Source organism: Hyphomonas sp. CY54-11-8, from assembly GCF_000682735.1.
GTDB lineage: Bacteria > Pseudomonadota > Alphaproteobacteria > Caulobacterales > Hyphomonadaceae > Hyphomonas.
In genome coordinates this window covers 1-24307 of the sequence record NZ_AWFD01000003.1, presented here as the reverse complement: position 1 = coordinate 24307, position 24307 = coordinate 1, and the positions used below count along the sequence as shown (strand labels likewise).

Sequence of the window (24307 nt, the reverse complement as noted above, 5' to 3'; positions counted from 1 at the left end):
TTTATCGTTCAGGATCGGACATGGGCAATCGAAACCTTGAAATTTCAGCGATTTCCTCGCCCCTGAAGTCGGCATTTACCATTTCGCGCGGCGCCAAGACCAGCGCGGAGACAATTCGCGTCACCCTCACGGAGAACGGCGCCACCGGCCGCGGCGAAAGCGTGCCCTATGCCCGCTATGGCGAAACCACCACCAGCGTCACTGCCGCCATCGAAAACGCCCGTACTGAAATCGAATCCGGTCTCAGCCGCGATGACCTGCAATCCCTCATGCCCCCCGGCGCGGCCCGCTGCGCGGTGGATTGTGCAATGTGGGACCTTGAAGCGAAGCTGAGCGGCACGCCTGTCTGGCAGCTCGCCGGCCTTCCGGAACCGAAGCCCGTCGAGACTGCCGTCACTGTCAGCCTCGATACACCAGACGCCATGGCCGCCGCTGCAAAGTCGACGCAAGGGCGCCTGCTCAAACTGAAGCTCGGCGGGCCGGGCGATCTTGGCCGGATCGAGGCCGTCCACGCTGCGCGTCCGGACGCGCGCCTGATCGTCGATGCGAATGAGGGCCTCAATCCGAACGAGCTGCCCGCGATCTCGAAAGCCGCCGCTGCGCTCGGCGTCGTGCTGATAGAACAACCCTTCCCTGCCGGCGCGGACGACGCATTGCTCAACCGTCCCGGCCCGGTCGCGATCTGCGCCGACGAAAGCGCCCACACACGGGCCGAGTTGCAGGATCTCGCCCGCCGCTATGACGCGGTCAACGTGAAGCTCGACAAGACAGGCGGCCTGACCGAAGCGCTCGCCACCGTGCGGGAAGCCCGCGCGCTCGGCCTTGGCGTCATGGTCGGCTGCATGGTGGCCGGATCCATCTCCATGGCCCCGGCCTTGCTGCTGGCCGGCCTCGCCGACCTGATGGATGTCGATGGCCCGCTCTGGCTCGCTGAGGACGTGCCGCACGGCCTGCAATATTCGGACGGCATGGTCGCCCCGCCCTCGCCGGACCTTTGGGGCTAGTGCGCCGCTGCAGGTGCCGGGCCTTTCGGCTTGTCCAGCAGCATGACCGCCATCAGGACCAGGGCGAACGACATCGACATGGTCAGGAAGAGGTTGTTGTAGGTCATCACCGCCGCTTCCATCTTTGTACGGTAGACCAATTGCGCCAGTGCCGTGCCTTCCGGATCCGTCACACCGGCGGCCTGCATCTGGGCTGTCATGTTCGACAGGAAGGATTGCACTTCCGGACGGGCGAGCGACATGCCGCTCGCAATCTGCTGTTCGTGCATCTGGTTGAAGCTGATCATCATCGTCGTCAGGATCGCGATGCCGATGGCCCCGCCAAGGTTCCGGCAGACCGTGAACAGGCCCGACGCGTTGGCCACCCGTTCCGGCGGCAGCGTGCCGAGCGCCAGGTTCGTGGTCGGCACCATGGTAAGGATCAGGCCCGCGCCCCGCAGGGCCTGTGGCCAGAACAATTCGTGGAAGCCGGACTGGGCCGTCAGATGCCCGTTCAGCCATGTGCCGATGGCGGCCAGCGTCAGGCCGACAGCCACGACAAAGCGCGGATCATAGCGCTTGGTCATCGCCCCGGCGATCGGCCCGCCGATGAACATAGCGAAACCGGCGACACTCATCACCTCACCGATCTGGAGGGACGAGTATCCCCGCACCTGCCCCAGATAGAGCGGCAACAGGAAAACAGAACCATAAAGCCCAAAGCCCATGACGGAGGCGATGATCGCGCCCGAGGCAAAGTTCCGGTCCTGGAACACGCGCAAATCCACCAGAGGAACAGGTGACGTCAGCGCGCGGCGGAAGAAGATGGCCGCCGCAATCGCGCAGACGATGGAGGCCTTCACAATGGCCGAGCTCTGAAACCAGCTGTCGCCCGGGCCTTCATCGATGATCCATTCGAACAGGCCGAGGAACAGCGCCATCGTGATCAGCGCCGTCACATCGAGGCGGCGCAGCAGCGCGATCTCCCCTTTCTGTTTCGGAATGAAGAGGAAGACGAGCGTGATCGCAGCAATGCCCGGCACGATGTTGATGAGGAACAGCCAGTGCCACGACATGTGCTGGGTGATCCAGCCGCCAAGCGTCGGGCCGATGGAGGGAGCAAGCGTTGCCACCATGCCGATCATCACCTGTTGGGTCATGGACCGGCCGGCGGGAAACAGCGTGAAGCTGGCCGCCATCGTGGTCGGCACCATGGCCGCACCGGCGAAGCCCTGGATGATGCGGAAGAAGATCAGGGAGTCGAGATCCCATGAGACGGCGCACAGTATACTGGAAACGACGAAGCCCGCCGCTGACATCATGAACAGTTTCCGTATACCGAAGGCCCGGTTGAGAAAGCCCGACAGAGGAATGCCGACGACTTCGGCCACCAGATAGCCGGTCTGGATCCATGCGATCTCTTCCTGGCTGGCAGACACGCCGGCCTGGATCTGGCGGATGGAGCTCGCGACGATCTGGATGTCCAGGATCGCCATGAACATCCCGATCACCATCGCAAAAAAGCCGATGTTGAGTGCGAGCTCTGACGATGTCTTTTGCCGGATTGCGTTGACCATGGCGAACCTCGCGCAAGGCTGGGCGGCTTAGCCGTCCACCCCCTTCGCGATCACGGTCGCTTCAACTGAAAGGCCGGGGCGCATCAGACCGGAGGCCAGTGCCTCATCCGAAATCTTCACCCGCACGGGCACGCGCTGGACGATTTTCGTGAAGTTGCCGGTCGCCGTGTCCATCGGGATCAGGCTGAACTGGCCGCCGGTCGCAGGCGCGATGGAATCCAGCGTACCGGTCACTTTCATGTCCGGATACGCGTCGACATGGATGTCGACTTCCTGGCCGGGCCGCATGCGCTCGACCTGCGTTTCCTTGAAGTTGGCAATGATATAGGCCTCGGACACCGGCACGATCGACATGGTCTGCTGGCCAGGGTTCAGCAATTGCCCTGCCGCGACGACGCGGTTGGCGACGACGCCGTCAAAGGGGGCGCGCAGCTCGGTGCGGGTCGCATCGAGCTTCGCCGCATCCACACGGGCCTGCGCCGCTTCGACCTGGGCTTCAGCGCCGGCAACAGCAGCCTTGGCGGATTCAAGGTCTTCCTCGGCGCGGTGGTAATTTGCCTGCGCAACGCTCAGTTCGCTTTGCGCGGTGGTGATACCGGCTTTCGACTGGTCCAGCGTTGCCTTCGCGGCCTGTGCCTTGGTTGCGGCCGCATCAAGGCTCGCCTTCGGGTAATGTCCTTTCCCGGCAAGCTCCGTATACCGCTCAAGGTCATGCGTGGCGAGCGTGGCATCTGCCTCGGCCGCGGCAGTGCTGGCCTTTGACTGGGCAAGACGGTCGCGCTGGGCCGAGATCTGGGCGGCGGCCGTCTGCAGGTTCGCTTCAGCAGCGGCGACACCGGCGCGGGCCTGCGTCTGCGCGGCGACAGCCTGCTGGAATGCAGCGGCCGCTTCCGACACGCGGGTCGCATAATCGGCCACTTCCAGCGTCACCAGAAGGTCACCGGCCTTCACAGTCTGGTTGTCCGTCACATGGACCTGTTCGACATAGCCCTGCACTTTCGGAGAGATCGTCGCGATATCGGCGCGGATGTAGGCGTTGTCCGTGGTGATTTCATACCGGCCTGCAACCAGCCAGTGAATGCCCTGGTATCCAACGAACAGAGCGAGCAGCAGGCCCGCGCCGGAAAGGATGTATTTCCGGGGGTCTGCCTTGAAACGGGCAACCAGGCCCTGCCCTTCGGGCGAAGGGGCGCGCTGAACGGGGGCATCGTTCTCAGGGGCGCGGTCCGGCATCTTGGCCGCAGGGGTTTCGGCCTGGTTGGGTGCCCGCGCCGCAGGAGGAACGGCAGCGGGCTGGGAGGTGTCACGCTTGAAGGGTTGTACGGCCATGGGAGGAGTTCCGCGGTATTGGTTCTGGATCCCGGTGGTAGACCCAAAATGTGTAATTCTGGTTACATCGCTTGCAATGTAATCCGCGTTACACCAAAATCAACCCATGAACAGTATTCAGAAGCCCAAAGCCTCCGCCCCAGCCGCCATCAAGGCGCCCGAAGGGGCATCGCGCGCCGAAATCCGGCGCGCCGCTTTTCTTGAAGCAGCCCAGGAAGTCTTTCTGGAACAAGGCTTTGAAGCCGCCAACATGTCGGAAATTGTCCGGCGGGCCGGCGGTTCTCTCGCGACGCTGTATTCCCAGTTCGGTGACAAGGAAGGCATCTTCCTGGCCATGCTGGAAACCCGCATGATGGAAGTGACCGCCACGCTGGAAGTCGAACTTCAGGCGCACACGCCGGTGGAGGAAGGCCTGCGCCGCATCGGCGAGCAGTTTGCCGGCAAGCTGGTCCAGCCCAATTCTCTGGAGCTCTACCGCCTGATTGTCGGCATGGCGAAGAAGTATCCCGACATCGCCGCGACCTTCATGAAGCTCGGCCCCAACAAGGTGCGCGCAGGCCTCGCTGCTTACCTGCAGGACCGGGCCGATGCCGGGGAAATTCCGCAATCGGACCAGTATGAGACGCTGGGCTCGCTCTTCCTCGACATGGTCCGCTCGCCGCTGCAAAGCCGCGCGCTGCTGGACGCCAATGTGCGCCCGACGGAAGACGACGTCCGCACCAGCGTGGACCGGGCCGTCTGCATGTTCCTCTACGGTCTTTCAGGAAAACACTAGGCCGGCCCGATCAATCGATTGCCGCGGCCCGGCTGCACCGCTACCCTCCCGGGAAAAACAGGCTAAAAACCGGGAGGAATAAATGGCTGACGGGGAAGTTGGCGGCATCGTGGACGACAAGTTCGCCGCCGTAAGAGAACAGTTCGAGAAAAACCTGAATGACGGCACCGACATCGGCGCGTCCTTCTGCGTCGTCAAGGATGGCGAGCCGGTAATCGACCTCTGGGGCGGCTGGGCTGACGAGGAACGCACACGCCCCTGGGAAAAGGACACGATCGTCAACGTCTATTCGACGACCAAGACGATGACGGCGCTGACCGCCCTGTGGCTCGCCGATCAAGGCAAGCTCGATTTCGATGCGCCGGTCGCCGCGTACTGGCCGGAGTTTGCAGCGAGCGGCAAGGAAGCCGTGAAAGTCAGCCATTTGATGAGCCATTCGTCCGGCCTTTCCGGCTGGACAGAACCGCTGGGCAAGCACGATCTCTATGACTGGGACAAGGCGACCCGCCTGCTCGCGGCGCAGGCCCCGCTTTGGGAACCCGGCACAGCCTCCGGCTATCACGCGATCACGCAAGGCTATCTCGTCGGCGAAGTGATCCGGCGGATTGACGGGCGCACGGTCGGCACCGTGTTCCGGGAAGAGTTCGCCGAGCCGCTGGGCGCGGATTTCCATATCGGTCTTCCGGCCTCGGAAGATCACCGGGTGGCAGACCTGAAGCCGCCGCCGGGCGCAGGCCTTGGCGGCGCAGCGCAAAATGAAATCCAGCGCGTCGCGTTTGAAAACCCGGAGGTCGACGTGTCGGAAACACGGACACGCGCCTGGCGCGGGGCCGAGATCCCTGCCGCGGGCGGCACGGGCAATGCCCGCTCCGTCGCGACTGTCCAGTCGATCCTTGCCAATGGCGGCGTGATGAACGGCAAACGCTTCCTGTCGGAAGCCGGATGCCGCAAGGCGCTGGAGTGCCAGGTAGACGGCACCGATATGGTGCTCGGCATACCGGTCCGGTTCGGGCTCGGTTATGGCCTCTCCGGCCCGCTGTCACCGGCCCTGAACGATCAGTCGATGTTCTGGGGCGGCTATGGCGGCTCCATCGTGCTGGTCGACATGCAGAACCGGATGACCATCGCCTATGTGATGAACCGGATGGAAGGCACGACGACGGGCGACATGCGTGCGATCACGCTGGCCGCCCATGTCTGGCAGGCGATGGCGGGCTGATCCGCCCTATTCGCCTGCGCCGTCGAGCATGGACTTGAAGCCGCTCGGCTTGTGCGGCCCCATGAACAGCTGCTCGAACGCGCCAATCCCTTCGGAAGTCTGGCCACCGGGGCCGGAAAGCTTCGCCCGGACGATTTCCTGGATGTGCAGATTCTCCGGGATGTTCCACGGTGCATTCGGGTCCATGTCTTCGCGCTCGACGACCAGCTGGTCGCCATGGCTCATGCCATGCTTGTACTTGGCGTGGCCGTATCCGATGCCGCGCATCAGGAAGGTGCCCATGGGCTCGAAGTCCACCGTATACGGACTGCCCTGACGGTCATTCATGCTGAGGCGCGCTTTCGCCATGCGGCGCGTACCCGGCGCATAGGTCACGTCCATCTGCGCATCGTCGAGATGCAGGTGCTCGCCATGTTTCGCGCCATCCGCAGCCAGGACAGCGCGCTTGTTCCACGCCTCCCCTTCGCCATCGTCATTGACGTGGAAATAGAGCGCCTGGTTCGCGAAATTTGTCGGTGTCCAGATCCAGTAGAATTGCGGCTCGAGCGGCGGGATCAGTGGCTGGGTGTCCTGGGCCCCGATGGGGCGGACGCCCCAGGACCGGTCCCGCGTCCCGGACCAGCTGTCGGGATTGACCTCGATTTCCTTGCCGTCAATCCGCAGCTTGCCGGACCATTGCCCGTTCTGCGTCATGCGCGTCAGGTCCATCAGCATCCGCGGCCCCTGGCGGCGGGTGAAGCGCGGCTCCTCGACCGGGAAGGCCCGGCCGGTGAATTCCACGTCGAGCGCGATGCCTTCGGTCTCTTCCAGCTTCAGGCGGATACGCTTCAGCGGCTCCAGCACTTCCACCGACATGCCGCCGATATATGTGTCCATCCGCTCCATGTTCAGCGGACGCGAAAAGAAGACCGAGCTCTGCTTGCCATTGTGAAGCACGGACACCGATCCATCGATGATGTTCAGGTGCGGGTAGACCCCCATCGCCGCAGCGAAGAACACCGATCCGTCAGAGGAATAGCCATTGTAGAAGTACCGGTCGTAGAAGTTCCGGTCGGATCCGGAAAAAGCGACCGGCTCCGGTGTCTGGTGGATTGGATATTCATCTCCGGCGGTGAGCATTGTTCGCACTTCCTTCCTCTGGGTGACCTCTTGGCGGGCTCGTCATGCAAGCTAGGGTGTACGAGGGAAACCCCGGCGACAAGGGGTGACGCGAGGGAGGCACTATGTCCTGTAAAATGAATCCGGAGGAAGCCAACACATTCCTGCGCCAAGCCTTTGAAGGCCAGTCGGTGCGCACGGAAATCGTGGAGATGGTGGAAGGCCGCGCCGTGGTGCGACTAAGAGCCGACAAGACGAATCTGCGTCCTGGCGGCTATATTTCCGGACCGACACAGATGTCCCTGGTCGACACGGCGTCCTACTTCGCCGTCATGACCGTGACCGGACTGGAGCCCATGGCCGTGACCAGCAGCCTGAACATGAGTTTCTTGCGTCCCTGCATCGGCGATGTCGTGCTTGCAGACGCGCGCATCATGAAGATCGGGCAGACGCTGGCCGTCATGGATGTGGACGTGCGCGTGGAAGGTGCAACCAAGCCATCCAGCCATGCGGTCGTCACCTACGCCCTGCCCCGGAAGGATGTGCCCGCTTGAACCGGCTTGCGGCCTTCGCAGCGCTGATCGGCTTCTGCGGGGTCGCCCTCGGCGCATTTGGCGCGCACGCCCTGGAAGGCGTCCTGACACCTGAAGGAACCGAGTGGTGGCATACGGCGACGCTGTACGCGCTGCCCCATGCAGCGGCGGCACTGGCCATCGCCTTGTCTGTCCGTGGCGGTCTTGTCCGCACTGGCGGCTGGTGCATGGTCATCGGCGCCTGCATCTTCGCCGGCACGCTCTACGCAATGGCACTCGGCGCGCCGCGCTGGTTCGGGGCCATTACCCCGATCGGCGGCGTTTCCTTGCTGGCAGGTTGGGGACTGGCTGCCATCGGCAGCCTCAGGGCGTCAGACTGAAGGCAGCGAACAGGTTGGCTGCGATCAGGATTTTGCGGAATTCACGGACGCGTATTTGTCGGCCAGCTGGTCTGCCGTTTCACGCGCATTGTCGATGACGTCTTCAAACGCATCGAGTTCCTTGTCGACCGGTGCGGTGTCGATATCCATGTCAGAACGGGCGGACACTTCGCCAAGCGCACTCTGGAAGCTGCGGTAAGCCATCTGGGCACGGACGAGTGCGCGCTCATAGCTCATCACGTCGGCGCGGGTCGCGGTGTGGGCGCCGGTTTCCTGAAGCAACGTATGGGCTTCGCGGCTGACTTCGCCCAACCCGGTCCGTGCTGCCTGACTGTCGGAAACGATGCGGGCGAGCACGAGCGCCGGCGCTTCAGACCCTGCGCCGATGCGGGCGGCATAGGTGTCGGCCTCGGCCTGGTCATTGGTGATGCCATTGATCAGCGTGTTTGCGAGCCCGGCCAATCCACCACTGGATTTCACCCAGCCGGCATCAACTGCCTTATCGCAATATTCCGTGGAGGCCGTGCGCAGTGCGGACTGGTTTTGGGAAAGCCCCGCCTGCACCAGAGCTTCACCTGGTACCATGGAAACGGTTGCGCATCCTGCAAGAAGGCATAGGGATACACCCAGAAATACGCTACGCATCAAACAGCCACCTGCATTCTGTTTGGGCCCCAATACGTAATATTCTGTACGTAACGACGGGTACCATGTCCACCTCAGACGGCAGTTTGAACGAAATTAGGTGAAGAGTGAATGAATAGACGCCCGCCCCGCCGCATTTTATATCCCAGACACGAGGCTCGGCGCTCCGGCCGGCTGCGCGTTTCAGATATTCACGAAATTTACTGGGAAGAATCCGGTAACCCTAATGGCGTGCCTGTCATCGCGCTTCACGGCGGCCCCGGAGGCGGCTCAAGCCCCGAAATGCGGAGGTTTTTCGACCCTGAGCGCTATCGGATCTTCCTGTTCGATCAGCGCGGTTGTGGACGTTCCACTCCACATTCCGAACTTCGAGAAAATACCACCTGGGACCTGGTGGACGATATTGAGGCACTGCGTGACCATGTTGGCGTCAGTCAGTGGCTTGTCTTCGGCGGATCGTGGGGATCGACGCTGTCACTCGCCTATGGCGTGACTCATCCGGAGCGGACTCTCGGATTAGTATTGCGTGGCATCTTCCTGGTCTCGAAACCGGAAGTGCAATGGTTTTACCAAAGCGGCGCCAGCCGCCTCTTCCCGGACGCCTATGATCGCTACGTCGTCCCGATTCCGGAAGACGAGCGCGACGACCTGCTGATGGCTTTCCATCGCCGGCTCACGGGCGATGACCGGCAGTCGCGGATCGAAGCCGCCCGGGCCTGGTCACGCTGGGAGGGCGAAACCCTCTCCATCAAGGGGCCGCTGACCACCCCGCCCCGCTTCAATGAAGATGACTTTGTCGACGCCTTCGCCCGGATCGAATGCCACTATTTCGTCAATCGCGGTTTCTTTGCCAGCGACAACTGGCTGCTGGAACAGTGCGCGAAAAAGCTGAAGGACATTCCGGGTGTCATCGTTCACGGCCGCTATGATGTGGTGACGCCGCTGTCGACGGCCTGGGCCCTGTCCAAGGCCTGGCCCAAGGCCGAGCTTCACATCGTGCCGGATGCCGGCCACTCGTCCATGGAGCCCGGCATTGTCGACAAGCTGATTCAGGCAACGGATCATTTTGCAGGCGTCTACGGCTCCAAGGTCCGCGTCTGACGCCTGCCTCATCCGGATGACAAAAAACGGGCCCTCCACCGCGTGGAGGGCCCGTTTATTCATGGTTCATACATGGTGTTCTTCATGGTGCGGGACGCGCCCGCCGGAGACCATTTACTCCACTGGCGGCAGCTCGTAGTTCGGCCCCAGCAGGACTTCCAGGAAGCCCGGCAGCTGGACGTGATACTGGTCCTGGATCTTGTCGAAGAAGCCGAAGAACAGGACGAAGCCGACAAAGGCCGGCACGAACCAGCGCATCAGGAACCGCCAGACATTCATGATGTTGCCCTCGCCCAGCTCGGAGGTCAGCATGTCGCGCGACAGGACCCAGCCGGCAAAGATCGCCACCAGCAGACCGCCCAGCGGCAACAGGACATTGCCGGTGATGAAGTCCATGAAGTCGAGATATTCGGTCGAGAAGATATAGGCCGCCCCGACCAGCCAGAGCATGAAGCCGACGCCGAGCGCAGCGCCCATCCGGGTTACGCCCTGACGTTCCTCCAGCCAGGAAACAGAAACTTCCAGAAGCGAGATCGAAGAGGTGAAGGCGGCAAACAGGGCCAGCGCGAAGAACAGGATCGACATGAGGTAGCCGATGGGCCCCAGATTGCCGAGCGCGACCGGCATCGAGACGAAGAAGAGGCTTGGGCCACCTGCCGGGTCGAGGCCTGCAGCGAACACGATCGGGAAGATCGCGAAGCCTGCAATCAGGGCCACGAACGTGTCAGAACCTGCAATGATGACGGAAGAACGCGGGATGTTCGTACCGCGGTCGAGGTACGCGCCGTAGGTGATCATCAGGCCGACACCGACGCCGATGGAGAAGAAGGCCTGCCCCACTGCTTCGAGGAAGGTCTTGAAGCCGACATCCTCCCATTTGGGCTGGAACAGGAAGGCAAAGGTTTCCCCGGCATTGCCGCGCGACAGGGAGAAACCGACGATGACCAGAAGGATCACGAAGAAGGCCGGCATCAGGATGCTGGCAGCTTTCTCGATACCCCCTTTCACGCCACGACCGACAATCGCGATATTGGCAAAGATGAAGGCGGCGAGCAGTGCCAGCATGTACCATTTCGAGGCCAGCGCATGCTCGCCCTGCCCGATGACATTGGCAAAATTGGTGCCGGATGCGGCAGCGTCCATGCCCGCAAAGCCATTCTTCATGGCCTGGATCACGAAGGCGAGCAGCCAGGCCGAAATCACCATGTAAAAGGACAGGATGAAGGTCGCCGTAATCGTACCGACCCAGCCGACAAAGCCCCAGCTCTGGCTCTTGCTTTCAGCCCGTGCGAGCGACTCGACGCCTTCAACAGCGGACATGCCGGACTTCCGGCCCATGCCATATTCCGCCATCAGCACAGGCAAACCAATCAGCACGACGCAAGCGATGTAGATGAGGATAAACGCCCCGCCGCCATTCTCACCGGCTGTGTATGGGAACCGCCAGAAATTGCCGAGTCCGACCGAAGAACCAACGGCAGCCATGATAAAACCGAAGCGCGAGCTCCAGGTGTCTGCCTTGCGGGCGATTGTTGCCATATTCCCTCTCCCCAGGGTAAAAAGTTTCGCGCGAAACTATAGGCGGAGAAACAAAAATCAACGCCATATGCTGCGTCAGGGTCAGAATAACCCCGTTGTATTGAGTTTATCGTCGCGATGCAGATAGGCCGAAAGGATCAGGCCGAAACACGACATCGCGGTCAGCATGGCTGTGCCACCGTATGAGATCAGAGGCAACGGCATACCCACGACAGGCAACAGGCCAAGCACCATGGCGACGTTGAAGACAACGTAGAAGGCAACCGTCGCCGTCGCCCCCGCCACTGCGAAGCGGCCAAAATTGCTGGCAGACTGGAACGCGATATAGAGCGACCAGCCGAGCAGGATCGCAAAGCCGATCAGGATGGCGGTTGCGCCCAGAAACCCGAATTCCTCGGCGATCACGGTGAGAATGAAGTCGGTGTGCTGCTCGGGCACATAATCCTGCTGGGACTGAATTCCCTGCAGCCAGCCCTTGCCGTTCAGCCCGCCTGCGCCGATGGCGATCTTCGCCTGCTCGATCTGGTAACTCTCGCCAAGCGATGTCGATGCGCCGCTGGACCCGAAAAGCTGCGCCAGGAACGTATCGACCCGTCCGCGCTGATAGGGCTCCAGAACAAACTGGTAGACCGGCCAGACAGCCGCCGCTGCTGCGGCGGCCCCGGCCAGTATAATCCGCCCGGACAGGCCCGCCAGAAACACAACCACACCGCCCGATGCGACAATCGCCAGCGCGGTTCCGAGGTCAGGCTGCAGGAAGACAAGCGCGGCTGGAATAAGGATGATGACCGCTGCGCCGATGTGAATGAGGAAACGGGAGCCATTGGCGCCCAGCATGGCGTGATAGTAACGGGCCAGCGCAAGTATCACCGCAAGCTTGGCAAACTCCGACGGCTGGACAGCCACCGGGCCGATCCTCAGCCAGCGTTGCGCCCCGCCCCCGGTCACGCCGAAGAACTCCACTGCCAGCAAGAGAAGGATCGTGCCCGCATAGGCCAGCCAGGACAGGTTCATCCACCAGGATAGCGGCAACATCGCCAGTGCGATCATGATGCCGAAGCAGATGACGAACCTGATCAGCTGGAGCTTCCAGAGATGTTGCTCCGCCGGATTGGTATAGGTCGAAGAGTAAAGCATCGCGATGCCGATGAGCGCCATGGCGACGATCAGCAGGATGACTCCCCACGGCAACCGCGCCATCTTGCCAAGCAAGCCGGAAGACGTGCCGTCAAAATTGAGCGAACGGGCGGTGCGCGTGCGCGCCTCCCCCCGGCTGTAACCGCTGAAGCTACCATCACGGCTCATGTCGGCGTGCCCTCATCAGCGGATGGCTTGATGGAGGCGCTCTTCGTCCATGCCGGTTTACGGCCGCTATTGGTGCGGATGGCGTGGGCCAGAATATCGCGGGCCACCGGCGCTGCAGTTCGCGACCCGCCTTCCCCGTGCTCCACGACCACGGAGATCGCATATTTGGGATTTTCCGCCGGGGCGTAGGCGACGAACAGGGCGTGGTCGCGCAGCTCACGTTCAATGTCTTCGCCTTTGCGGACACCGGTGGCGCGCTCAGCGGCCGTGATGCGGCGAACCTGCGCTGTCCCCGTCTTGCCAGCGAGGCGCGGGCCGCCCAGCCCCAGATCACCAGAGCTGCGCGCGGTGCCGCCCCATTCGGACGTCACGCCATACATGCCTGACTTCATCAGCTTCATGATCTCGGCATCGAGATGCGCATCTAGGACATGCTCGTCGGGATCTTTCGGACCAAGACCGATGAGCTTGGGCTTGAGGGAATGTCCTTCTGTTGCGATACGCGCGGTCATCAGGGCGAGCTGCAATGGCGTCACACCTAGCTGCCCCTGACCGATCCCGAAGTTCAGTGTCTCGCCTTCGTACCAGGGCTCCTTCCGGGCGCGCATTTTCCACTCCGGATCCGGAACCAGTCCGCTGCGGGCACCGGTCATGCCGAGCGACCAGGCTTCCCCGAAACCAAACTTGCGGGCGGTATCTGCAATCGCCTGCGCGCCGGCCCGGCGGGCGACTTCATAGAAGTAGACGTCGCAGGACCCCTTGATGCCGCCATGCAGGTCGACCGTCCCGTGACCGCCTTTTTTCCAGCAGTGCCAGGTCCGGTTCCCAAAATGGTAGTAGCCGTTGCAGTGCACCTTGTCGGTCGGCTTGATCGCGCCGGTCTCAAGGGCCGCTGTCGCCACGACCATCTTGAACGTTGAGCCAGGCGGATACACACCGCCATGGGCTCGCGGATAAAGCGGCGCCCGGGAATCTTCCCGCAGGGCAGCGTAGTCCGTGCCCGAGATGCCGTTCACGAAATCATTGGGATCGAAGGCCGGCGTCGAGACCATGGAGAGAATATCGCCGCTCTCGATATCGACCACGACAGCTGCACCGCTTTCGCCCTCGAAACGTTCAATCGCGACACGCTGCAGGTCCATGTCGATCGTGATGAACAGGTCCTTGCCCGCTTCCGGTGCAAGACGTTCATCCGGGATCTGATCGATGACACGGCCTGCGGCATTGGTGACCAGTTTCTTGAAGCCCGGCTTGCCGCGCAGCCACTCCTCGGCGAACCGCTCCATGCCTTGCCGGCCCGTCCGCATGTCCGGATGACGGAACATCCGTTCGATGGTCGTGGCTTCGTCGGATGTCTTGCCTTCGGTCAGCCGTTCCAGGTCGTCCTGGCTGGCCCGGGCCACATAACCCAGCACGTGTGCGAAATCCCGTCCGCGCGGATAGGACCGCGTGAGTGCCATCTCGACCTGCACGCCCGGCAGCTCTACCGCATGCACATTCATCCGGGCGAAGTCTTCATAGGACAGTTCGTTTGCGACAATGACCGGCAGGAACGCTGCCCGGCGGAGGCGTGCGCGGCGGATGTCTTCCATGACGCGCTCGACCTGCCCGTCCGACAGTTCGATCAGCTGGCGAATACTGGCAATCGTTGCAGCCGGGTCTTTCAACTGCTCCGGAATGACAGTGACGCGGCCGGCCCGCCGGTGCGAAGCGAGGGGCTTACCGAAGCGGTCGAGAATCCGCCCGCGCTGTGGTGGCGCGAGTTCCAGCTTGATGTGGTTCTCGTTGGCCAGTTCGTCGTACTTCTTGCCCTCCAGGATCTGCAGCTGGAAAAGGCGCGCCACGAGGCCCGCCCAGACAACACCGCCGCCAACGCCTGCCATGAGCATGCGGCGGGAAAATTCCTGATCGGGATGGAAGCCCTTGCTCATGCCGCCTGCCCCGCAGCTTCTCCCGGCTTGCGGCCCAGGTCGAAGACTTTGTGGATCAGCGCATACAGCAGCCCGGTCGTCAGCATCGCAGCAAACAGCGGCAGGATCCGCACCGGATGGTCTTCGAGCGTCGAAGCCATGATCCAGAGCAGCAGGAAGGCTCCGGCGAACAGGAGAACGGTCGCAACGATTGCGATCAATGGCTCGTTCGTAATGTCGAACTGCGCCGAGATGGCCGTGCTGGCCGCATAGGTCATGAGGTTGACGACCTCAAAACTGCCCATGGGGGCGTGAAAGATCACGTCCTGAATACCGCCGAAGATTATGAGGATGATCATGGGGCGGACTGAAAGCCCGACGCGGCCCCAGCCGACAGCGCCCCACAGCGCGGCATGCGGCCAGGCAAACGACAATCCGAAGATGTCGTTCCGGGTCAGGCCGAACAGGCCGACAGTGGCGATCAGGAAGGATCCGAATATCAGCCGGGGGGTGGGGCCGGATTTGGCCCAGAGGCTCTGCCTTCGCCGGGTCAGGAAGGAGCCAGGCATCAGCGGCGCGCCCCCTGTGTTGGGCTGGCCACAGCGTCCGGCGCCGGCAAGTCACCCGCTGAGATGGGCCGTTCCACCGTAGGCGGCGGAATAAGCTGGACATAACCGGACGAGCCTTTGCTCATCGCGTATTTCACGCGCCAGTCATTGCCGGATTTGTTCACTTCGCCGACGACCAGGCCGCGGGGATAAGCCCCACCTTCCGAGGATGTGAGGATGCGCTCGCCTTCGATGAAATCGCTCCGCTCGGGCAGGTCGGTCAGCGTCCCGGAACTTGTGGAGCCGCCCTGCATGATCGCGTGCACGCCCGACACTTCGCCGATCACGGGCACCCGGCTGTTGAAGTCCGTCACCAGCAGGATACGGGAGGACCGTTCCCCCAGCTGGATGACACGGCCGACAAGGCCGCCTTCGTTCATCGCGACAGACCCTGATTCCACGCCTTGCGACCGGCCCGCATTGGCGAGCAGTGTCTGCGCGAACGGGCCTTCGCTTTCAGAGGTGACCCGGGCGGTCACGCCGCGCGCTGGCGGCTCACCCATCAGATTGAGAATCTCCTCATACGCTTCCAGCCTGTCCGCCATGGAAATGGCGGCGGCCTTGTAGCGGGAGAGGTCCCGCACTTCGGCTTCGAGTTCGCGGATGCGCTGTTCCTGAGCGGCGCGGCCTGTCAGCCGAGCCCAGAGGCCGATCTGTTCCCCGCCGCCCAGACGGTCACCGACCGAGGCGCGGACTGGGTTGAAAAACTGGCTGATTTGCGGGGCCGACTGCGCAATGATGAGCGCTGCGAACCCAAAAATGAGCACACCAAGGACGAGGCGCTTGGGAGAGCGCCGGACGCCTTTCTGAGCTGACCGGCCCGAACGTGCCATATGGCGGGTCCTCTGGTGTTTCCTTGATTATACCGTCCCTAGACCTCCGGAGAGAGGACGTTTCGCATCTTGGAGAAATTCTCCAGCACATGACCACAACCGTTGACCACGCAGCGCAGCGGATCATCTGCAATCATCACAGGCAATTGCGCCTGTTCGCGGATGACTGCATCGAGATTGCGGAGCAGCGCACCGCCGCCCGTCAGAACGATACCACGATCGACGATGTCGGCGGCCAGTTCCGGCGGCATGGCTTCCAGCGCGATCTTCACGGCGTCGATGATATCGTTGACCGGCTCGGACAGCGCATCGGCGATCATCGCTTCATTGATCTCGGTTTCCTTCGGCACGCCGTCCAGCGTTCCGCGGCCACGTACGGTCAGCGACATGCCTGTGCCGTTTTCCGGCGGCTGGGCCGTACCGATTTCCTTCTTGATCCGTTCGGCAGACATTTCGCCGATCAGGATCTTCTGCTCGCGGCGGAGGTAATTGACGATGGCCTGGTCCATCTTGTCGCCGCCGACGCGGACAGAGCGGGAATAGACGATGCCGCCCAGCGACAGCACAGCCACCTCGGACGTCCCGCCACCGATATCGACCACCATGGAGCCAGCCGGATCATCGATCGGCAGGCCGGCACCGATGGCGGCAGCCATCGGCTCTTCGATCAGGTGCACTTCGCGCGCTCCGGCGGCCAGGGCTGACTGGTGGATGGCGCGGCGCTCGACGCTGGTGGCGGAGCTGGGCACGCAGATAATGATAAGCGGAGACACGAACGCCCGGCGGTTGTGAACCTTCCGGATGAAGTGCTTGATCATTTCCTCGGCGACTTCGAAGTCGGCGATCACGCCATCGCGCATCGGGCGGATGGCTTCCATGTTCACCGGTGTCTTGCCGAGCATGTTCTTGGCTTGCTCGCCGACCGCGTAGACGATCTTGCGGCCGCCTTGCGTCATGTAGGCCACAACGGAGGGCTCATCGAGCTTGACCCCCTGACCTTTCACATAGACCAGCGTATTTGCCGTGCCGAGGTCGATGGCCATGTCCGTAGACAGCATGCCGAGGAGGCTACCAATCATGTCTTACCGCGCTCTTTTCCTGAGCGGCCAGGCGACAAATCCCGGCGCGCGTGTGTAATTCTCTACACAGCCCCATAAACCCATTGCCGTTAACGTGGCTTTAATGCAAGGGACGGCGCGCAGATAAACGGAACGCTCCGTTCTGCTACGCGATTCCCATTGCTTTTATTGAAGATTCGCGAAGCCCCTACAGATGACGCCCGAACAAATTCGAACGGTGCGTACACCAATGGTAAACAAGAGGTTAGCGAGCCTTAATCTTCCGACTCATTCTGCCGGAATGACCTGCCAGCTATCGGGGTCGAATTCCCGCATGATCGCGGCATATTCGGTCGTCTTGCCGGCCCAGTTATTGGTCACTTTCCCGCCTTCGGTCTTGTACCAGCTGGCACAATCGCCTGCCCAGACCGTCTTGCCGAGATCCGCCTGCAGCTTCTCATTATAGGCTTTCATGGCTTCCGGCTTTACGTCCAGCGCCGCCACATTTTCAGCGGCGATCCGGCCAATGGCCTGAAGCACATATTCCAGCTGGCGCTCCACCATCAGGATGATGGAATTATGCCCGAGGTTTGTGTTCGGCCCGTAGAGCAGGAAAAAGTTCGGAAAACCGGGGACGGCCACGCCCTTGTAAGCCTCCGCTCCTTCTTTCCAGACCTCGTTGAGGGATTCCCCTGCCCTGCCATGCACCTGCATTGGGTTCAGGAATTCGGTCGACTGGAACCCCGTTGCGTAGATGATGACATCACAAGTGTGTTCCACGCCATCATCACCGATGACCCCCGTGGGTGTGATTTCCTTCACCCCCTGCCGGATCACTTCGACATTGGGCTGGATCAGCGCGGGATAGTAGTCGTCGGAAATCAGGATGCGTTTGCAGCCCGGTTCAAAGTCCGGCGTCAGCAACGCCCGCATCGTCGGATCCTTCACCTGGTCTTCGAGATGCTTCAGGCACATCTTCTTCATCGACTTCGCCATGCCGTTCTCGCCCTGGTGAAAGGCGGTGAAGCCGAAGTCTGCAAACGCGCGGATGCGCCAGCGATACCAGTTGATCCGCCAGCGCTGCCGGTCGAAGGCACGCTTGTCAGCCTCTGTATATTTACGCTGGCCGCGCGGACGGCACCAGGCTGGTGAGCGCTGGAAGTTGATCAACTTGCCAACCTGCTTCTGGATTTCCGGCACGAACTGGACCGCGCTCGGTCCGTTGCCGATGACGCAGACCGTCTTGCCTGTCAGATCAACCGAATGGTCCCAGCGGGCTGAATGGAAGGACGGGCCTTTGAAACTGTCCTTGCCTTTGAAATCGGGAATAGAGGGAATGTTGAGCTGGCCAAGCCCCGAGATGAGCACATCGGCCGTGTGGGTCGCTCCATCCGACTTTGTCAGCGTCCAGGTACGGCTCGCCTCATCATAGCTGCAGTCGGTGATCTCTGAATTGAAGTGGCAGTGAGGGCGCACGCCGAATTTGTCTGCAAAGTCCTCGAAGTACTGGAGGATCTGCGGTTGCAGCGACCATTTGTAATCCCAGTCAGGATTGAGATCGAAGGAATAGGAATAGAGATGGCTCGGAACATCGCACCCACAGCCCGGATAGGTATTGTCGCGCCAGGTACCGCCGACGCCATCAGACTTCTCGAAAAGGTCGATGTTGGAGTATCCGGCCTCTTTCAGTTTCGCCACCGCAGCCAGCCCGCTCATGCCGGCGCCGAGGACCGCGATACTCAGAGACTTACCGTCCTTTCCTGATTGCATTCCCTTTTCCTCCACTTGGTCGACTTTTGATCGATAGTGGCATGCGGCGTTTGACCGTCAACACGTCTCGCAAGGGGAAGAGGCCATCAGTTCTGGGGGATGACACGATAGAGCCGGCCGGACGAATTGTTCTCGGGACCGGGCCGAACGGGCTTCAGCCATGTGGGAACCTCCCCGGCGGTCAGACGCGCCAGGAACCCATCGGGCTGAATCTGCTGGAAGGTCGTATTCTCTCCCGCATTCGGACAGAACAGAATGTAATCGATCTGGTTCTTTTCCAGCAGCGCTGGCACCTGATCCGGCGGCAGGCTGAAAGCCTCGAGGCTGGCAGATATGCCGGCGATGTCACGATGATAGTTCGCATACATCACCGAATGCGGAGTCTCCTCCAGCAGGATGGCACCGATGTTCGCATCCGACAGGATCATGCCGGGCGGCACGGATTCCAAAGCCGCACGCGTTTCATCGGACAGGCAGGATCGCTCCTCTCCAATCGCCGGCGCAGGCGACGGCAGGACCAGCATCACCGGCAAGGCCCAGAGCGTCGGATTCGAGAGGACGAGTGGCAGAAGGTAGCCGGCGCGCTGGCCGCCTTCCCTGCGGCCGGCATCGAAGGCGTCTCTCGCCCAGGCAGCACAGGGAATAATCGCAAGGAGGCTGCCAAAGACGTAGAACCGTGTCTGGTACATCATCAGGACCAGAGCGAGTGCCTGCAGAAGGGCAAACATCAGATCCGTGCGGACATCGCGCCGACGCACCAATCCATAGATCGATACCCCGAGTGCGACGAGGCTCGGCCCCATCGCGTAAGCGACAAAGGGCCGGCGACCGCCTGGCTGATCGAACATGGGCCGGGCTTCGATAATGCTGTCGAACCATATCTCGCGCATGTCCGGGGTCAGAACGTCGAGCGGGTTGCCCAGACATTGCGGCCCCTGGAACATGAACAGCACGCCGCACGCTGCGCCGACCGCCACAAGGCCTGCAAAACGGACCACCCTTCCCCGCCCCGACAAGAAGGCAGCACAAAGGGCGAGGCCACCCCCGCCGATGGCCAGGCTGAGAAAGGAAATGATCGACAAGGCATCGCAATAGACTGTGCCCCAGGCCGCTTGTGGTACGGTTGCGAAGAAACAGATGGCAATCGCCCCTGCGAGCGCACTCCCGAACGCCACTGTACCATTGCGGATCTCCGCGCCTCGCCAGGCCCAATCGACCGCATGGAAGGCGCAGAGCACGGCAACGAAAGGATAGAGCTCGATCCCCACGGCCACAGAAAGCGCCAGCATGATGGCGCTGAGCACCATGTTTCGCGAACCTGCCTGACGGTCCAGCGCAGCGCCGACGGCGACAGCGAGAAAACCGAGCTGCAGATTATGATGGTCGATCGATCCCGCCAGGAAGCGGAAATGCCCCAACAGGATGAACAGGCCGACGATGAAGGTGAAAACCAGCAGCTTTCCGTCACCGATGTTCCGGACAGCCAGCAGCAAGCCACCCAGCAAGATCAGCATACTGATCGGAGGCCAGACCGAGATAGCCCAGGCCAGCGCCATATCCTGTGGCAGGAACAAGTCAAACAGGCCTGTCAGCAGAATGATCGGAATGTCCGGTATACGCGACCAGTGCATCAGTGTTCCGCCGTCCGGACCTAGGCGGTACTGATGCAGATCGAACCAGCCCTGCCCTGCGAGCAGGTCACGCACCTGAACCAACCGCATGACATCGTCCCCGTCCGGCCCGGGTTGCCCAAAGCGGCCCCGCAACAGACTCACCACAACGACGCTCAGGAAAATCATCCCAGCCAGGAAGCCTGCCCACAGCTGCGCTGTGCTGAATTTGGAGCCCGAAAATGCCATACCCGCCCTGACCCGCCTGGAATTGGAGCGGTAACCATATGCCGGGCAGGTATAGGAATGCCTAAAGCCCACGATCGGGCGGCAGGTTCAGACATTTCCGGGCATTGTCCTGTGGAATACCGGGCGCCCCGGTTAAGAATACGACGGCGCGAAAACCCCTCGATCCTTAACGCCCCAGAACCCGTCGACGTCCGAGATCAGGCGTGGGTACAACAGATCTGCGGATAAACAGATGGTTAACCGGCACCTGTAAATCGCGTTTCGGCGTGAACTATAACTTATCTGACTTGTGATTATGTGGCCGCATGACCAGTGCGGCGACCCGTTTCACGTTCCTTGACCTGATCCTCTTCGGCTCACCGAAGATCGATGAGAGCGTGCGCGGGCCAATGAACCTGCACATGCTGAGCCGGTTCCAGAAATACAAGATCCCGATCAGTGTCGTGACGCTGATCAATGCGACGATCCTGCTCGCCATGTTCTCGGCAGACTCCGAGTCCGGCTTCTGTCCGATAGCCTTTGCGTGGTGGGTGCCCGTCGCCCTCTATTCCGGGTTCATGTTCTGGAGTGGCTTGCGCCCGCTCGACCTCAGCACAGGACGGGTGCCGTCCGGCCGCTTCGTCAAGCGTGCTGAGATCGGATCATTCATTCTTGGTCTCTGGTGGACAGGCCTGATGCTGACGCCGGTCGCTGAGACTGAAGCCCAGCAGCTGACCATGATCGGCGTGGCCATGGGCATGTGCTGCGGCGTGGTTGGTTTCACCGCCCCAATGGTTGGCGTGGCCGCCCGCTACATGACGGCTGCGACCGTGGTTCAGCTCCTGGCCCTGCTACAGCATCACACCGCGACCGCCATGACGGCAACGCTGTTCGGCCTTGCCCTGTCGATTGCCCTGCTCGTCAGTTCTCGGAACTTCTTCCAGTCCACCCTGGAACTGGTCGAGTCCCGCACGGAAACGGAGCGCGCGCACGACCTTCTGAAACAGTCGCTTGAAACGTCGCGGCACGGATTTGCAATTTTCACCGAAGCGGGCGAGCGCCTGGTGGCGAACACCTATCACCAGAACTATTTCCCTGATTTTGTTCCGACGGCGACTGATCTTGGCACAAAGGAAATTTCGGTGAAGGGTAGCGACTGGTTCATCCGGTCCGTCACCCAGTCCGCGAACCGCAACTTCATTGTAACGCACACCAACATCAACCTGCAGAAAGAAACCCAGCGGTCCCTGCTGGCTGCGCAGGAAACGATCAATGACGCCCTGGCCGCCCGGTCGCGCTTCATCTCGCGTGCGTCAACCGACCTTGCCGGCCCGCTGAAATACATCATGACGCTGGCCTCTGCGATGTCGTCTGGGTCGAAGATCGAGTTTTCCCGCGAAGAAATCCGCGGCCACTGCGACAGCATCGACAAGGTCGCCCGCGACCTGCTCGATCTCGTGCGCGACATCGAGGAATATGCCGAAGGCGAAGTCGGTGGTACGTTCTCGAACGAAGCACCGGAAGACCTGCGTGAACTTCTTTCGCCGGAACAGCTCTGGTCTGCCGCAACCTGGGAGAAGTCAACCTTCGACCGGATCAAGGTGTCGATCCCGCAAGATCTCGACGTCGTCATGATCGATGGACCGCGCTTTACTTCGACTGTGGTGAAACTGCTGAAGCGCGCCTCCATGGTTTCGATCGACCCGATCGTGCTGACCTGCACACCAGACGAGGAAGGCCGCATTCATGTGACCATCGTCGACCGCGGCCGCCCGCTGAGCCCGGCTGAAGTCGCCGACTTCTTCGAGCCTTATGGCGACGAAACCCGCCCCGGTGCAGACCAGTACGTGACGCGCGGCCTCGAGCTGGCGCTGATCAAGAAATACCTGAACAGCCAGGGCGCCGAAATCACCGTGCGGCCGCTGAACAAGATCGGTAATGCCATCACGATCACGCTGCCGACTTCGGCCATCGTCGGAAACACTTCCGGCCGGCGCGCTGCAACATCGCTCAAGGCCGAATCAGCGCCTCCTCGCCGGACGGTGAATGGCTGATTTCTGCGCGACGCGCAGCAGTTTTCCTACACAGTCCGCCTAAGCGGCAGCATTCGCCTTGCATCAGCGGCGCAATGGGCTAGTCCTGTCTGCCAATGCTGTTGTGAGTAGTTCAGATGAAGCCGGGCGGAAAGCGGATCGCCATTCTCGGCGCAGGTCCAGCTGGCCTGACGATCGCTCGACTCCTGATGGAGCAGAGCGACCATTCCGTCACCCTGTTCGAGAAAACCCACCGGGTGGGCGGCAAGTCCCTGAGCGTGCGCCAGGGTGAGGATCTGATCGAGTTCGGCACGTGTTACACCATCATGTCTCACCGCCGCGTGATGGACTGGATGCGCGAACAGGACATCACCATCCAACAGATCGTCCCACACAAGATCGATGGCATACCGGCGCGGGATTTCTTCAATTCCGGCCCCGGCGCTCCGCTCGCCGTGCAGGGCATCACCTATGTCATGGCCCGCCGGAAACTCCTGAAAGCATTGCAATCCGATTCGCCACCACAGCGCGCGCTCGAGGAAGCTGCGACCCCCACCGTCGACTGGCTGCGTGCGCGTAATCTGGGCAAGATCGAGAAGATGATGATGCGCACGGTCACCGGCATGGGATACGGCGACCTGAAGACCGTGCCGATCATCCACGCCATGCGCTGGGTGGACATGGACCTGATCCTCTCCGGCACGCTGAACAAGATCTACATGCCCGTGGAAGGCTGGAGCGAATTCTGGGAACGCCTGGCCAAGCCCATGGATATTCGTCTGGAAAGCCATGTCCGGCATATCGACCGATCAGGCGACCAGCACCTCGTCGTTCTGGATGATGGAACGGAAGAGAAATTTGACGCCCTGATCTGCGCCATGCCGGTCGACCGGTTCTCTGCCCTGCTGGAGCCGACCGAATCGGAGCGCGTGGTCGGCGACGCCATTCATTGGGGCGGCTACGCGACCACGCTGATTTCATCCGAAGACTGGTTTGAGGAACAGATCGAATATTACAGCGAGACCTGCCTGCCGGGCGTGGAGCCCGGCTTGCTGATGTCCGCCCGGCGCGAAGGCTATGATGCTGGCCTGGGCGGCCACCTCTACATCGCCAACCAGCTGCCCGGTGACTATACAGGGCCGGAACTGATCGAGATCCTGCGCGAGGAAGTCACTAAGCGCGGCGGCAGTATCAATGCCGTCATCCAGCAGGAAATCTGGGAGTATTTCGCCGAATACGATCCCGACGCGATCAAGAAGGGCCTGATCGCCCGGATGCGCCAGATGCAGGGCGAACGGAAGACCTGGTACACAGGCTCTACCTTCTCCCATGAATCTGTCGCCAATATCTGCATCCACAATGAAGCTCTCGTACCGCAGATGCTGAAGGCACTTGGGTGACCAATTTCCAGAATAAAACGGAGAAAACGCCATGTGCGGCCTGATCGCAGGAATCGGGAAAGTGTCGCTTGCGACGCTGGACAAAGCAGTCACCACACTCACCCACCGGGGGCCGGAGTCCTCAGCAACCTGGGTGTCGGACAACCAGTCCATGTTCCTGGGGCATACGCGCCTGTCGATCATCGGCCTCGACAATGGCGCACAGCCGATTAGCAACGCAGACGGCAATGTCCACATTGTCGTGAATGGCGAGTTCTACGGATACAAGGACATCCGCAACCGGCTGCTGTCCGAGGGAGTCGCGTTCAAGACGGAATCCGATAGTGTCCCCCGTCAGCGACCATGAGACAGATCGGGAAAATTGCTTAAGGAG

Annotated in this window: 21 protein-coding genes; 9 read left to right on the top strand and 12 right to left on the bottom strand. The window is 61.5% G+C overall.

Features of this window, described 5'->3' with window-relative positions; translation table 11 throughout:
• The first annotated feature begins 20 nt into the window (after positions 1-20).
• A complete protein-coding gene (gene dgcA / locus HY17_RS04495) occupies positions 21-1004 on the top strand; it encodes an N-acetyl-D-Glu racemase DgcA (protein ID WP_034763269.1) in 984 nt (327 codons plus the stop codon).
• Here dgcA and HY17_RS04490 read toward each other — a convergent pair.
• Positions 1001-2560 carry a DHA2 family efflux MFS transporter permease subunit gene (locus tag HY17_RS04490; RefSeq protein WP_034763267.1) on the bottom strand — a complete coding sequence of 520 codons (1560 nt, stop codon included), beginning with the start codon at positions 2558-2560 and terminating at the stop codon, positions 1001-1003. The two genes, dgcA and HY17_RS04490, sit on opposite strands and share 4 nt — an antisense overlap.
• Positions 2561-2587: 27 nt before the next feature.
• A complete protein-coding gene (locus tag HY17_RS04485) occupies positions 2588-3889 on the bottom strand; it encodes an HlyD family secretion protein (protein WP_065383303.1) in 1302 nt (433 codons plus the stop codon).
• Between the two features lie 106 nt (positions 3890-3995).
• On the opposite strand from HY17_RS04485, the gene HY17_RS04480 reads away from it, so the two are divergent.
• Together HY17_RS04480 and HY17_RS04475 are read left to right on the top strand one after the other, a co-directional pair.
• Positions 3996-4664 carry a TetR/AcrR family transcriptional regulator gene (locus HY17_RS04480; RefSeq protein WP_051599696.1) on the top strand — a complete coding sequence of 223 codons (669 nt, stop codon included), beginning with the start codon at positions 3996-3998 and terminating at the stop codon, positions 4662-4664.
• Positions 4665-4746: 82 nt separating this feature from the next.
• The gene (locus tag HY17_RS04475) at positions 4747-5883 is read left to right on the top strand and encodes an EstA family serine hydrolase (protein ID WP_034763264.1); all 1137 of its coding nucleotides are present in this window, start codon (positions 4747-4749) and stop codon (positions 5881-5883) included.
• 6 nt (positions 5884-5889) lie between these two features.
• Here the strand turns inward: HY17_RS04475 and HY17_RS04470 are convergent, their stop codons facing one another.
• Positions 5890-7002, bottom strand: coding sequence for a hypothetical protein (locus HY17_RS04470; RefSeq protein ID WP_034763256.1), 1113 nt, complete (start codon positions 7000-7002; stop codon positions 5890-5892).
• Positions 7003-7106: 104 nt separating this feature from the next.
• Between HY17_RS04470 and HY17_RS04465 the strand changes: the two genes are divergently transcribed.
• On the top strand, positions 7107-7535 hold the full coding sequence (locus HY17_RS04465) for a PaaI family thioesterase (protein WP_034763253.1): 429 nt from the start codon (positions 7107-7109) through the stop codon (positions 7533-7535).
• On the top strand, positions 7532-7894 hold the full coding sequence (locus HY17_RS04460) for a DUF423 domain-containing protein (protein ID WP_034763250.1): 363 nt from the start codon (positions 7532-7534) through the stop codon (positions 7892-7894). Before HY17_RS04465 ends, HY17_RS04460 begins: the two co-directional genes overlap by 4 nt.
• 24 nt (positions 7895-7918) lie before the next feature.
• On the opposite strand, the gene HY17_RS04455 is transcribed toward HY17_RS04460, so the two are convergent.
• Positions 7919-8479 carry a hypothetical protein gene (locus HY17_RS04455; RefSeq protein WP_034763248.1) on the bottom strand — a complete coding sequence of 187 codons (561 nt, stop codon included), beginning with the start codon at positions 8477-8479 and terminating at the stop codon, positions 7919-7921.
• 171 nt (positions 8480-8650) lie between these two features.
• On the opposite strand from HY17_RS04455, the gene pip reads away from it, so the two are divergent.
• Positions 8651-9640, top strand: a complete 990-nt coding sequence (gene pip / locus HY17_RS04450) for a prolyl aminopeptidase (RefSeq protein ID WP_034763245.1) — start codon at positions 8651-8653, stop codon at positions 9638-9640.
• Positions 9641-9754: 114 nt separating this feature from the next.
• On the opposite strand, the gene HY17_RS04445 is transcribed toward pip, so the two are convergent.
• The 8 genes from HY17_RS04445 to HY17_RS19200 form a co-directional block, all read right to left on the bottom strand.
• Positions 9755-11179 carry a sodium-dependent transporter gene (locus tag HY17_RS04445; RefSeq protein ID WP_034763243.1) on the bottom strand — a complete coding sequence of 475 codons (1425 nt, stop codon included), beginning with the start codon at positions 11177-11179 and terminating at the stop codon, positions 9755-9757.
• Between the two features lie 81 nt (positions 11180-11260).
• Entirely contained in the window at positions 11261-12484 is a 1224-nt protein-coding gene (gene rodA / locus HY17_RS04440; RefSeq protein WP_175354511.1) for a rod shape-determining protein RodA, read from the bottom strand.
• Positions 12481-14415, bottom strand: a complete 1935-nt coding sequence (gene mrdA, locus HY17_RS04435; RefSeq protein WP_034763240.1) for a penicillin-binding protein 2 — start codon at positions 14413-14415, stop codon at positions 12481-12483. The genes rodA and mrdA overlap by 4 nt, the downstream gene beginning before the upstream one ends.
• Complete coding sequence (locus HY17_RS04430; RefSeq protein ID WP_034763237.1) at positions 14412-14963, bottom strand: hypothetical protein; 552 nt, start codon at positions 14961-14963, stop codon at positions 14412-14414. Before HY17_RS04430 ends, mrdA begins: the two co-directional genes overlap by 4 nt.
• The gene (mreC, locus tag HY17_RS04425) at positions 14963-15835 is read right to left on the bottom strand and encodes a rod shape-determining protein MreC (RefSeq protein WP_051599695.1); all 873 of its coding nucleotides are present in this window, start codon (positions 15833-15835) and stop codon (positions 14963-14965) included. The genes HY17_RS04430 and mreC overlap by 1 nt, the downstream gene beginning before the upstream one ends.
• Positions 15836-15873: 38 nt before the next feature.
• Positions 15874-16914, bottom strand: coding sequence for a rod shape-determining protein (locus HY17_RS04420; RefSeq protein ID WP_034763228.1), 1041 nt, complete (start codon positions 16912-16914; stop codon positions 15874-15876).
• Between the two features lie 267 nt (positions 16915-17181).
• Positions 17182-18663 carry an NAD(P)/FAD-dependent oxidoreductase gene (locus tag HY17_RS04415; protein ID WP_034763225.1) on the bottom strand — a complete coding sequence of 494 codons (1482 nt, stop codon included), beginning with the start codon at positions 18661-18663 and terminating at the stop codon, positions 17182-17184.
• An 86-nt stretch (positions 18664-18749) separates the two neighbouring features.
• Positions 18750-20384 carry a hypothetical protein gene (locus HY17_RS19200; RefSeq protein ID WP_139068978.1) on the bottom strand — a complete coding sequence of 545 codons (1635 nt, stop codon included), beginning with the start codon at positions 20382-20384 and terminating at the stop codon, positions 18750-18752.
• A gap of 443 nt (positions 20385-20827) precedes the next feature.
• Here HY17_RS19200 and HY17_RS04405 point away from each other — a divergent pair, with 443 nt between their 5' ends.
• From HY17_RS04405 to HY17_RS04395, 3 genes are all read left to right on the top strand, one after another.
• Positions 20828-22555 (top strand): sensor histidine kinase KdpD, encoded by a 1728-nt coding sequence (locus HY17_RS04405; RefSeq protein WP_034763223.1) that lies wholly within the window; start codon positions 20828-20830, stop codon positions 22553-22555.
• A gap of 116 nt (positions 22556-22671) precedes the next feature.
• On the top strand, positions 22672-23934 hold the full coding sequence (locus HY17_RS04400) for an FAD-dependent oxidoreductase (RefSeq protein WP_034763221.1): 1263 nt from the start codon (positions 22672-22674) through the stop codon (positions 23932-23934).
• Positions 23935-23965: 31 nt separating this feature from the next.
• On the top strand, positions 23966-24280 hold the full coding sequence (locus tag HY17_RS04395) for a hypothetical protein (RefSeq protein ID WP_034763218.1): 315 nt from the start codon (positions 23966-23968) through the stop codon (positions 24278-24280).
• The last annotated feature ends 27 nt before the right edge of the window (positions 24281-24307 follow it).